Source organism: Marivita sp. NO-S04, from assembly GCF_059070475.1.
Genome location: NZ_CM180980.1, coordinates 2374707 through 2386142 on the forward strand (window position 1 = coordinate 2374707; position 11436 = coordinate 2386142).

The 11436-nt window shown below is 59.9% G+C and carries 12 protein-coding genes; 4 read left to right on the forward strand and 8 right to left on the reverse strand.

Annotated elements, in window-relative coordinates; all coding sequences use genetic code 11:
• Positions 1-7 precede the first annotated feature (7 nt).
• From ACK3EW_RS12275 to ACK3EW_RS12290, 4 genes are read left to right on the forward strand one after another with little or no spacing between them, the layout of a single operon-like run.
• Positions 8-1033 (forward strand): ABC transporter substrate-binding protein, encoded by a 1026-nt coding sequence (locus tag ACK3EW_RS12275; RefSeq protein WP_493806441.1) that lies wholly within the window; start codon positions 8-10, stop codon positions 1031-1033.
• On the forward strand, positions 1034-3265 hold the full coding sequence (locus ACK3EW_RS12280; RefSeq protein WP_493806442.1) for an ABC transporter permease: 2232 nt from the start codon (positions 1034-1036) through the stop codon (positions 3263-3265).
• A complete protein-coding gene (locus ACK3EW_RS12285; RefSeq protein WP_493806443.1) occupies positions 3262-4323 on the forward strand; it encodes an ABC transporter ATP-binding protein in 1062 nt (353 codons plus the stop codon). Before ACK3EW_RS12280 ends, ACK3EW_RS12285 begins: the two co-directional genes overlap by 4 nt.
• A complete protein-coding gene (locus ACK3EW_RS12290) occupies positions 4324-4890 on the forward strand; it encodes a histidine phosphatase family protein (protein ID WP_493806444.1) in 567 nt (188 codons plus the stop codon).
• 9 nt (positions 4891-4899) lie between these two features.
• On the opposite strand, the gene ACK3EW_RS12295 is transcribed toward ACK3EW_RS12290, so the two are convergent.
• The 8 genes from ACK3EW_RS12295 to ACK3EW_RS12330 form a co-directional block, all read right to left on the reverse strand.
• On the reverse strand, positions 4900-5691 hold the full coding sequence (locus ACK3EW_RS12295; RefSeq protein WP_493806445.1) for an inositol monophosphatase family protein: 792 nt from the start codon (positions 5689-5691) through the stop codon (positions 4900-4902).
• 97 nt (positions 5692-5788) lie between these two features.
• Entirely contained in the window at positions 5789-7183 is a 1395-nt protein-coding gene (locus tag ACK3EW_RS12300; protein WP_493806446.1) for an FAD/NAD(P)-dependent oxidoreductase, read from the reverse strand.
• The gene (locus tag ACK3EW_RS12305) at positions 7170-7478 is read right to left on the reverse strand and encodes a (2Fe-2S)-binding protein (RefSeq protein WP_493806447.1); all 309 of its coding nucleotides are present in this window, start codon (positions 7476-7478) and stop codon (positions 7170-7172) included. Before ACK3EW_RS12305 ends, ACK3EW_RS12300 begins: the two co-directional genes overlap by 14 nt.
• Positions 7453-8553: an NAD(P)/FAD-dependent oxidoreductase gene (locus ACK3EW_RS12310; protein ID WP_493806448.1), complete on the reverse strand. Its 1101-nt coding sequence runs from the start codon at positions 8551-8553 to the stop codon at positions 7453-7455. The genes ACK3EW_RS12305 and ACK3EW_RS12310 overlap by 26 nt, the downstream gene beginning before the upstream one ends.
• A gap of 52 nt (positions 8554-8605) precedes the next feature.
• A complete protein-coding gene (locus ACK3EW_RS12315) occupies positions 8606-8956 on the reverse strand; it encodes a hypothetical protein (RefSeq protein WP_493806449.1) in 351 nt (116 codons plus the stop codon).
• A gap of 323 nt (positions 8957-9279) precedes the next feature.
• Positions 9280-9687 (reverse strand): SMU1112c/YaeR family gloxylase I-like metalloprotein, encoded by a 408-nt coding sequence (gloA2, locus tag ACK3EW_RS12320; RefSeq protein WP_493806450.1) that lies wholly within the window; start codon positions 9685-9687, stop codon positions 9280-9282.
• A 41-nt stretch (positions 9688-9728) separates the two neighbouring features.
• The gene (locus ACK3EW_RS12325; RefSeq protein ID WP_493806451.1) at positions 9729-10262 is read right to left on the reverse strand and encodes a peroxiredoxin; all 534 of its coding nucleotides are present in this window, start codon (positions 10260-10262) and stop codon (positions 9729-9731) included.
• A 136-nt stretch (positions 10263-10398) separates the two neighbouring features.
• Entirely contained in the window at positions 10399-11436 is a 1038-nt protein-coding gene (locus tag ACK3EW_RS12330) for an extracellular solute-binding protein (RefSeq protein WP_493806452.1), read from the reverse strand.

Here is an 11436-nt window from a genome sequence, read left to right on the forward strand (position 1 = left end):
AAACGTAATGAAGAAATTAACCACAACAGCCCTCGGGACAGTCGTCGCACTGGCCGCGTCGATTTCCGCGGCGCAAGCCGAGAAACTGACGCTGTATTGTTCGGCGCAGGAAGAGTGGTGCCAGCTGATGGCGCGCGGCTTTGAGGACGCAACCGGCATCGACGTGAACATGACCCGCAAATCCTCGGGCGAAACCTTTGCGCAGATCCGCGCCGAAGCGTCCAACCCCAAGGGTGACGTCTGGTGGGGCGGCACGGGTGATCCGCATCTGCAGGCCGCCGAAGAAGGTCTGACGATGGAATACGTCTCACCGATGCGGGGGGAGTTGCATGACTGGGCCATTTCGCAGGCGGAAAGCGCAGGCAATCGGACCATCGGTATCTATTCCGGTGCGCTTGGCTACGGCTATAACACCGACCTTCTGGCCGCCAACAACCTGCCCGAGCCAGCGTGCTGGAAAGACCTTCTGAAGCCCGAATACAAGGGCCACGTTCAGATGGCGAACCCGAATTCGTCAGGCACTGCGTACACCACGCTCGCCTCCATGGTGCAGATCTTCGGCGAGGACGAAGGGTTCGATTTCATGAAAGGCCTGCACGCCAATATCAACCAGTACACCAAGTCGGGCTCTGCGCCGATCAAGGCGGCGGGCCGGGGCGAAAGCACCATCGGCATCGTCTTCATGCATGACGCCGTAGCACAGGCCGTCGCAGGTTTCCCGATCAAGGTCGTCGCCCCTTGCGAAGGCACAGGCTATGAAATCGGCTCCATGTCCATCATCGACGGTGCGCGCAACGAAGACGAAGCCAAGAAGTTCTACGACTGGGCACTGAGCGCCGAAGCGCAGAACCTTGCGCTTCAGGTCAATGCGTTCCAGGTTCCGTCCAACAAGGGCGCACAGACCTCGGACAGCGCGCCGGACATGTCGACGATCAAACTGATCAACTACGACTTCAAGAAGTACGGATCGTCCGACGAACGCAAGCGGCTCTTGCAGAAGTGGGACGAAGACGTCTCGACCCTGCCGCAGTAAGTGCGCGCTTCTACGACTGATAAGACCACCCACCCGGCATTGATCTTCTGGATCGTCGCCGGGTGGGTCGGCTACTGCCTTCTGCCTTGGTACATGGTGGAGGACGGCCTTTGGTCGTTCGAATGGCTGTTCGGTGGTTATCCCTTCGATACTGACTATGCACCAGCCGCCTTTCTGATTGGACAGGGCGAGAAAATCTGGCTTGCCCCACTTCTCATCCCACTGACCCTGCCCCTTCTGGTGCTGGGCCGCGTCAAGTCCGACCCTCTTTATTCCCGCATTTTGATCCTGTCCGGCGCTTTGGGCTTTGGCTGGTTGATCGCGCAGGGGTTCTCGATTGGTATCCGAGGCTTTAACTACGATTGGCTGGCGTCGCTCTTTGGCGACATCCGCCTGCGCCAATTCGGCATGGGCTACGGCGCGATGATCTGTGCCTCTGCCTTTCTGTTTCTTCTGACCCAAGGCATTGCCGCACGGGGTGCAATCAATGGTGACGTGTTCGTGGTCAGCGCCATTGGCGGCGTCATCACGATCGTGACCGCCTTCGTGTTCTTCCCCATCGCAAAAATGCTGTTCGCCGCGTTTGTGACAGAGGACGGCGCCTATTCCATTTCAGTCTTCTTTGCCAAGTTCTTCGACGACCGGCTGTGGGGTCTCGGATGCTTGTGGGGCGCGCGCTGTGGTGCCGCTTGGAACTCGCTCTTCCTTGCCATCATGGTAGGCTTCATCACAACAGCGCTTGGTCTTGCGTTTGCGCTGGTCGTCACCCGCTCTGGCTTTCGCTATAAGCGTGCGCTGCGCGCCCTGACAGTATTGCCGATCATCACGCCCCCCTTCGTGATCGGCCTCGCGCTGATCCTTCTGTTCGGATTGTCCGGGACCGTCACCCAGTACTTTGCAGAGCTGTTCGGGATGCAACCCACACGCTGGCTGTATGGTATGCCCGGCGTCCTGATCGCCCAGACCCTTGCCTTTACCCCCATCGCCTTTCTGGTGCTGATCGGGGTGGTCGAAGGGGTCTCGCCGTCAATGGAAGAAGCCGCGCAAACCTTGCGCGCAAACCGGTGGCAGACGTTCAAGACGGTTTCGCTTCCGCTGATGCGCCCCGGTCTGGCCAATGCTTTCCTGCTGGGCTTCATCGAAAGCATGGCGGATTTCGGCAACCCGCTGGTTCTGGGCGGCAATTTCGATGTTCTGTCGACCGAGATTTTCTTTGCCATCGTAGGTGCCCAGTATGACCAAGGGCGCGCCGCTGTGTTGGCGATCGTTCTGCTGTTCTTCACACTGTCCGCGTTTTACGCGCAGCGCATGTGGCTGGGGAAGAAAAGCTACACCACAGTGACCGGTAAAGGGGATTCAGGGGTGCATCCGCTGATGCCCAACGGCCTTGCCATTCCGGTGATGATTGTTGCCCTAGGCTGGGCACTGTTCACCGCTGCAGTCTATGCGATGATCATCTACGGCAGCGTGGTAGAGCTTTGGGGCGTCAACAATTCACTGACATTCAAGCACTACATCACCGCGTTCTCCGTACGTTTCGAAGAGGAAGGCATCCGCTGGACCGGGGCCGCTTGGGACAGTTTCTGGACGACGATCACCATCGCTGCGATTGCCGCACCGCTGACGGCCGCCGTCGGACTGGTGACGGCCTACCTGCTGACCCGCCAAAGCTTTGCGGGCAAGAACGCCTTTGAATTTGGCACGATGCTGTCCTTTGCCATCCCCGGCACGGTGATCGGCGTCAGCTATATCCTTGCCTTCAACGTACCGCCCATCGAGATCACCGGAACCGGTGTGATCCTTGTGATCAGTTTCATCTTCCGCAACATGCCGGTTGGCGTTCGGGCGGGGATTGCGTCCATGTCCCAACTCGACCGAAGCCTTGACGAGTCCTCGCTCACTCTGGGTGCGAACTCGTGGCAAACCTTCCGTCGGATCATTCTGCCGTTGCTGCGGCCAGCGATCCTTGCGGCGTTGGTCTACAGTTTCGTGCGGGCAATGACCGCGATCTCGGCGGTGATCTTTCTTGTTTCGGCCGAATACGACATGGCCACCAGCTATATCATCGGGCGGGTCGAGAATAACGACTATGGCCTCGCGATTGCCTATTCTACCACGCTGATTTTCGTGATGTTGGCAGCCGTTGGCTTGCTGCAATTGCTGGTGGGTCGGGTTCAGATCGGGCGACGAATGAGCCAGTCCCGGACCACGTCTCAGGAGAAGCCGACATGACGATTCAATCGAAAGCCGCACCTGTCCGCTTTGACGGCGTCTCAAAAGTCTTTGGTAAAGATGTCCGCGCCGTCGACAATATCGACCTGCATGTCGAAGCCGGGAAACTCGTGACGCTACTTGGCCCCTCCGGGTGCGGCAAGACAACGACATTGCGGATGATCGCAGGCCTTGAGATGGCGACTTCGGGCAAGATCCTGATTGGCGACCGCGACGTGACCAAACTGCCCGCAACGGACCGTGACGTATCAATGGTGTTTCAGTCCTACGCGTTGTTTCCGCATATGACGGTGTTGGAGAACGTCATGTACGGCCTCACCTTCTCGGGTTTTGCCAAGGATGAGGCCCGCAGCCGGGCGCTGACAGGGCTGGACCTCGTGGGCCTCAAGGGGTTTGACACCCGCCTGCCGTCTGAGTTGTCCGGCGGACAGCAACAGCGCGTGGCCGTTGCCCGCGCGCTGGTTCTCGAACCGCAGGTACTGCTCTTCGACGAACCACTGTCCAACCTCGACGCAAAACTGCGCCGTCAGGTCCGTGAAGACATCCGCGCGATCCAGAAAGACCTTGGCCTGACGGTGGTTTATGTGACCCACGATCAGGAAGAGGCGCTTGCCGTTTCGGACGAAATCGTCGTGATGCGCAATGCCGCCATTGCGCAAATGGGAACGCCCCGGCAGCTTTACGATGCGCCCAATGACCGGTTCGTTGCCGACTTCATTGGCGAGGCGAACCTGCTCGCCTGCAATATCATCTCAGTCGATGGCGATATAGCCACCATCGAGATCGAAGGCTATCGCCACACCCTGCCCTCACGCGGCCTGTCGCCCGGTGCGGCCACCATTGCCGTGCGACCGTCACGGCTGGTGATCGATGCAGGTGAAGGTGTGCCAGCCACCGTCGCCAAGGCAACCTATGTCGGTGTGCGCATGGAGTACACGCTCACTGGCAACTTCGGTCAGGTCTTCGCGGTGCATGACAATGTCGACACGCCGCTTGAACCCGGAACCGAAGTGCGGATGGGGTTTGCCGCAAAGGGCCCGGTCCTTTTGCCCGAATAGATGCCACGCCTTTTGATCATCACGCATCCAGAGGTCGCGATTGATCCAGAAGTGCCCGTTCATGATTGGGGGTTGAACGGAACAGGTCGACATCGCGCCGCTCTGTTTGCCGCGTCCGATCAGATGGCGGCAGTCACGCAGATCTGGTCCAGTGCCGAAACAAAGGCGCGCGACATGGCAGACATTCTTGCCAGACCTCGTGATCTGCCCATCGCCGTGGATGCACGCCTTGGCGAGAACGACCGACGCGCAACCGGCTTTCTTCCTCCGCCACAGTTCGAGGCTGCCGCCAATGCCTTTTTTGCCAACCCCAATACTAGCTTCAAAGGCTGGGAAACCGCCACTGACGCCCAAGCGCGGATCGTTCGCGCGGTGCAAGACATCACCACACAGCACACCGGCGGCGATCTGGCCATCGTCACACATGGCGCTGTCGGCACCCTGCTCTATTGCCACCTTCAAGGATTGGCTATCGACCGCGCCCACGATCAACCGGGACAGGGGCATTACTGGACCGCTGATCTGACGTCCCTTCGCCCAGATCGCGGCTGGAAACCGATTGCCTGACCTTTTCCGTCAGCCGTTCCAGGCGCGATCTGCGATGTTTACCAATGTGTCGAACACATCAGGCGTCCCCACCACCACGCGCCCACCATCACGGATCATCGCATTGGCATCTTGTAACTCGACCTGTCCGCCAGCCTCTTCGACCAAAAGCTGGCCCGCCAGACAATCCCACGCATTCATGTGCTCTTCCATGTAGCCCAAAAGTCGCCCCGCCGCGACATAGGCAATGGACAAGGCACCACTTGCATTGCGGTGATACATCGCCCCTTGGTCGATCAGGTCGGCGATCACTGGGATCACGTTTGTGGCCTCCACGCGGTTCGAATACCCCACAGAGACGGTTCCACTGGACAAAGGCGTGCCAGAAGCGACCTGCATCCGGACATCGTTCAACTGCGCGCCGTTACCGCGCAGAGCCTTATAGGTTTCGTCAACATTCGGGTCGTGAATAACCCCGAGCTCTGTTCGACCTTTGACCACACCAGCCAAGACGATTGTCCATGCCGGGATGCCGTTGACGAAATTCGTAGTGCCGTCGATGGGATCGATCACCCAGTCGAACCCGCTGGTTCCCGGCTTGGGATCATGTTCTTCGCCGTAAACCCCATCATCCGGCCAGGCCTCGGCCAACCGCGCGCGGATCAGCAGTTCGACATTTCGGTCCGCTTCGCTGACCCAATCCTGCGTGCCCTTTCGGTCGACGGCAAGATTGCCCCGATCCTTGAAGTACGAAAGCGCCTCATCCCCTGCGTCGTGACACAGGTTGATGGCAAAGAGGTATCGGTCTTGAAACTGGGTCATTCGGTCACTGTTCTATGAGAAATCGTGTTGGAAAGGCTAAAGCCCTGCCCCACACATCACAATCCTTAAACCGATAGCCACAGGGCTGATCCGTCGCCTATTCCGCTGCTTCCGGTGCAACGTGCTCCATCGACGCCAATTCACCCAGCGTTACGGGCTTTAAAGGTGGCCGGATACGGTAGTACCCGGTCGCGTCGGGCGTTTGTCCGTTGGCGTCAGCCAAAAGCGCTGTCACAGTCAACCCGCAGTAGCGGCCCTGACAAGGACCCATGCCGGCGCGGCCAAAGGCTTTGGTTTGGTTCGGACCAAGACACCCAAGTTTGGCGTAGTGGCGAATATCCCCGGCGGTGACCTCTTCGCATCGGCAGATCATAGTGCTGTCGGCGGGCAAGAGTGTCTCGGAACAGGGCGGGTAGGCCGCGTCCAGAAAGGGCCGCGCTGCCAATTCGCCGTACAAGGCCGATCGTATCGGTTCGGCCTTTCGATCACGCTCGGCACTGGACAGGCGTCCCAGTTCCTCGGCAACCTTCAATGCTGCCAACTGTCCCGCCAGTTCGGCGGCTTTCGCGCCGCCGATCCCAGCCCCGTCCCCTGCAATGAACAGACCAGCGACCGAGGTGCCGCCCCATTGTTCCAGCCGTGGCGCAAAACACGCCTGCCCGGCATCCCAGTCATGCACCACCCCAACAGATCGCGCCGCTTGCGTGTTAGGCACAACCCCGTGGTGCAGGAAGACCGTGTTACAAGCGATGCGATGTGACGTGCCACGCGCGGAAAAGGTCACGGCCTCTGCCCGATCGGTGCCTTCGATGCGCAGATTTTGCGCGCTCGCATAGCGCGGAACCCGTGCGCGTGTGATTTCAGCCAGCAGCCCAAGGCCTTTCAGCAGATACCGCCAGCCGCGCAGCGCGCCGCCAAGATGCCGCGCCGCACCGATCAGGTCGCGACGGGTCTGGGTCTCGACCATGGCCAAAGGCCGGGTGCCCGCCCGCACCATTTGCGCCGCCAAAAGATAAAGCAGCGGCCCCGACCCGACCAGCACCGCGTTGCGCGCGAGAACTCCCGATTGTTTGAGCAGGATCTGACCGGCACCGGCAGTCATGACACCGGGAAGGGTCCACCCCGGAATAGGCATTGGCCGTTCCAATGCGCCCGTGGCCAAAACAATGCGCTCGGCGGTGACCTGCGCACCGCGCCCGTCCTTGGTGTATGAAATGCAGAAGCCGTCTTCGATGGCCCAGACAACGGCGCCTGCGACGTGGTCGATCCCATCGTGGCGCAGTCCAGCAGTCAAAGACGCGCCGTCGGTATAGTCCTTTCCAAGGATTCGACCGCGCCTCTCGGGCACCCGGTCGACATCACGGTAAATCTGACCACCCGCACGGGGTTGCTCGTCCAGCACGGCCACCGTCAGACCAAGATCCGCTGCCATCGCAGCTGCCGCCATTCCCGCCGGACCCGCGCCAATCACCACCAGATCACGCTTGGACATCATCCGCCTCCTGCGCATGAGGCGTATGGATCTGCAAACCCGGCGAAACCTCGATCATACAGGCCTGACGCACGACGCCGTCGATCTCGACCAGACAATCGAAACACGCCCCCATCATGCAGAACGGCCCACGCGGCGCACCGGAAACGGGCGTGTTGCGGAAGACGTCGATCCCCGTAGCCAGAAGCGCCGCAGCGAGGTTTGCTCCCTCCGGTAGGCGCAGTGGCGCACCATCGAACGTCACCTCTGCACGTGGCGTGTTGTCCAACTCAAGAAACGGCGAAACGGGCTTCACTGAACACCTCCAGATCGGGCGCGGCATCGGTGCCCTCGAGCCAGTCGGGCAAGACGCGGGCATGCACCGCAGCAAGGGTGATGCCGCTGTGGCATGTGACAAGGAATGCCCCCGGCATTTCGGTGCTTTCCTGATAGATCGGCAACCCATCCGGCGACAACACGCGCAATGCGCCCCACGACCGGACAAGCTGCGCCTTTGCCAGCGCCGGATAGGCTGCGATGGCCTCAGCAGCGAGGCCCGAAAGCCCCGGCTGCGTTACACGGTCGTCAAGGCCAACCTCCTCGTTGGTCGCCCCGATCTGAATGCCGCCTTCGTCCACCTGTCTGGCGATCAGCGATGGGCGGTTGATCAGTTTGGGGAGTTTTTCGGTGATCAGAACCTGCCCGCGCTGCGGGCGGATCGGGGCCTTGAACCCTAGTTTCGGCCCAAGCTGCATGGCCCCCAATCCCGCAGACAGGATCACGCGGTCTGCATCGAGCGTCGTTCCGTCGGCACAGTCGATCCGGAACACATCGGGTTTGCCAACGTCGGTTACAGTCTTGCCCGTAAGGACACGCCCGCCCATGCGCCGCACATCCGCAGCCAACGCCATCAGCAGCTTAAGCGGATTCGCGTGACCATCCTGATGGTGCAAGATGGCACCCACAACCTTAGGTCCGATATGCGGCTCTTCCTTACGCAGAGCGTTGTGGCCCAAGACTTCGAAGGGATAGTCGCCATCCAGCTTCGCTTTCAGCGCCTCGTATTGTGCAACGGTCGCCTGCAGAGTTTCTTCTGAGAAATGCAGATCATACCCGCCCTTCTGCTCCAGCGGGACGGCGGTTCCGGTGTTGTCCCCAAGTTCGTTTGCGAAATCTGCCCAGATCGCTGCGGAGCGCTGGGACCATTGCGCATAGCGCGGCTGCTTCATGCCCTTGGATTGAACCCAGACCAGACCGAAATTGCCACGACTGGCGCGAAACGACCCGTCGTCACCATCAAGCACGGTGACGGTCCGTCCGCGCCGGAGCAAGCCCCACGCGACCGAAAGGCCGACAACGCCGCCTCCGATGATCGCATAATCTGTGTCCATGGATCCGCCTTGGTTGGATCGGGGCGGCGGCACCGCCCCGACATATGCCGTATCAGTTGCCCGCGGCTGCGATCTTGTCGAGGATCGACTGTCCCCAATCCGCACCCACGTCTTCAAGAACGACGGGCCATACATCAGAGCGCACTTTTGCGGCCATTGCGGCTAATTCGCCCTCGCTCAATGCAACCACAGTCGCGCCCAGTTCGTCGACCAACTTCTGTTCGTTGCGGCCCTGATCTGTTTCCGCCACTTCCCAGCGGGTCGCCTCAAAGGCCGCTGCCTGTTCTTTGAGTACTGCCTGATCTTCATCGGACAGTCCCGCAAGGCTCTCGTTCGAGATGATCAGGTACCAGACTTCGAAATGTGTGGATATAGGTCTTAGTGACATCTCGGAAAGACGCATAATAGCCTTCAGCACCCGATCCGATGACCCCGTCGACAACGCCGGCCTGCACAGCAGTGAATGCCTCGGAGAAAGGGATCGGCGACGGAATGTAACCCAGCTTTTCGCCTGTCAGAAAGAACAGCCCCCGCAGGCATCGGTCATGTGGACAGGAATGTTAGGGGGCGCGGCAAGTTGAACGGGCGCGCTGCGACCAAGGGACATCGTGGCCTCCGGCATGCAACGCATGTTGCAGGATCGCGACGCGGTTGTCCGGCCCGGCTGCAGCACAAACTGTGTCAAACGTCAGCGCTGGCACCGTCTAGCGATCAGGTCTTGTCCACTCAGGCAGTAGGCGGGCTTGCCTGTTGGTACAGTTCAAGTGGCAAGCCGTCAGGATCGGCAAAGAACGTGAACTTGCGATCAGTATAGGGATCGACCCGGATATCCTCGACAGCAACGCCACGCGCTTCGAGCATCCGCTTGACCGCAGCGACGTCGTCTACGGCAAAGGCAAGGTGGCGCAGGCCCTGTGCCTCGGGGCGCGATGGGCGCACAGGGGCGTCCGGAAATGAGAAGAGTTCGATCTGTGTGCCGTCCTGCAGCGCCAGATCAAGCTTCCACGACTGCCTGTCCGCTCTGAAGTTCTCGGCAAGCACGGTCAGTCCGAGCGTTTCGGTATAGAATGCCCGGGACCGTTGGTAGTCCGAACAGATAACGGCCACATGGTGTAATCCGCGAAAAGGCCCCATCGGTTGTGTTCCTTGGTAGCGGCTCAGGATGCGCAGACTTGTCAGTCCTGAAGGCTTTGCAAATGATCGAGCATCACCTCGGCGGACGACCGATCAAGTGGAACACCCGGCGGATTGTCCTTGAATCCCGGTTCCATAAAAAGTGCCTTGATCGTCTGGTTATCGACATACATGGAATAGCGCCAGCTGCGCAGCCCCATGCCATTGCTGCTCCGTTCGACAAGCATCCCCATCTTGCGCGTAAACTCGGCATTTCCGTCCGGCAGCATCCGCACCTTTTCGATCCCACGCGACAGCGCCCACTGGTGCATCACGAAAGAATCGTTGACCGACAAACAGAGCACATCGTCGATTCCCAGATCGCGAAAGCTATCATAGTGCGCCTCAAAGCCCGGAAGATGGCTTTCGGAACAGGCAGGCGTGAACGCCCCCGGCAGCCCGAACAAGACAATGCGCTTTCCGGCAAACACATCGTCGGAGGTCACTTGCTTCCATTCAAACGGATTGGGCCCGCCCAGCGCGTCATTCCGGATGCGGGTGTGAAACAGGGCGTCAGGGACGGTTTGAGGGTGCATCTTGCGCCTTTCCAGACTGAGTTCAGATGGCATTTAACGCATGAATGCAGATCGGTCGATCACCTCTTGGCCTTACACGCACCATTATCGACGCGGGTGTCCCCGGCGCGGAGTTTCGCGCCGGGGACAGGTTTCATCACTTCTTCAGATTGGTCCAGATCTGGTCATAGACCTCTTGCGTGGCTTGATCGCAGACCTCGATGAACACGCCCGCCCCGGCGCTTGCCGGCGGATTGCTTTCAGGCTGGGTGGCCAAGGTCGGATCAAGGAATGTCCCGACGCCTGTCAGCCCGGCATTATAGCGCGCGTAGTTGGTGACGGCCGCGATGTTTTCCGGCTCGAGCAGGAAATCCATGAACTTGATCGCATTGTCGCGGTTCGGCGCATCCTTAAGCAGGACGACGTTGTCCATCCAGACGATGTAGCCCTGCGACGGGAAGGCGTATTCGATATTGGCCCCCTCTTCGCGGCCCTTGGCGGCGAACCCGTCATAGATTTGGCCGACAGCGGCATCGCCCGACACAAGCACCTCTTTCGCGGTGTCCGAGTTGAACGAGGCCCAATGCGTCTTGGCCTCTTGCAGCATGTCGTTCAGCGCCTTGAGCTGATCGCGGTCGGTGGAACATTGCGGGATGCCCATATGCAGCGCCGCCATCGCCAGCACTTCACCCTGACTGTCGAGCATGTTGATTTTGCCCGAAAGCTCGGCTGGTGGGTTGAACAGGATGTCAGTCGTCCCGATGTCCCCGGAATAGACATCGCGGTTCACCGCAAACGAGGTCGAGCCCCACTGGTACGGGATCGAATGCATGCGGCCCGGATCGAAGGACGGATCGGCCCATTCAGGCGCGATGTTGCCTTTGTTGGCCAATTCTCCATCGGCGATCGTATCCAGGAGGCCTTCGCCTGCCATGATCTGCACCATGTAATCGCCCGGCACGGCCACGTCATAGGTGCCGATGGCCCCGGCCTTAAGCGAGGCCAATAGTGCCTCGTTGCTGTCATAGGTGTCCATAACCACCTCGACGCCGTATTCCGCGCTGAAGGTGTCCAGCAATTCCTGCGGGATGTATTCGAACCAGTGGTAGATCACCAGTTTGCCCTCGGCCATGGCGGCCCCGGCTGTCAGAGCAAGCGCGCTTGCCGCAACGGTGGTTTTCAGAATTGTTTTCAT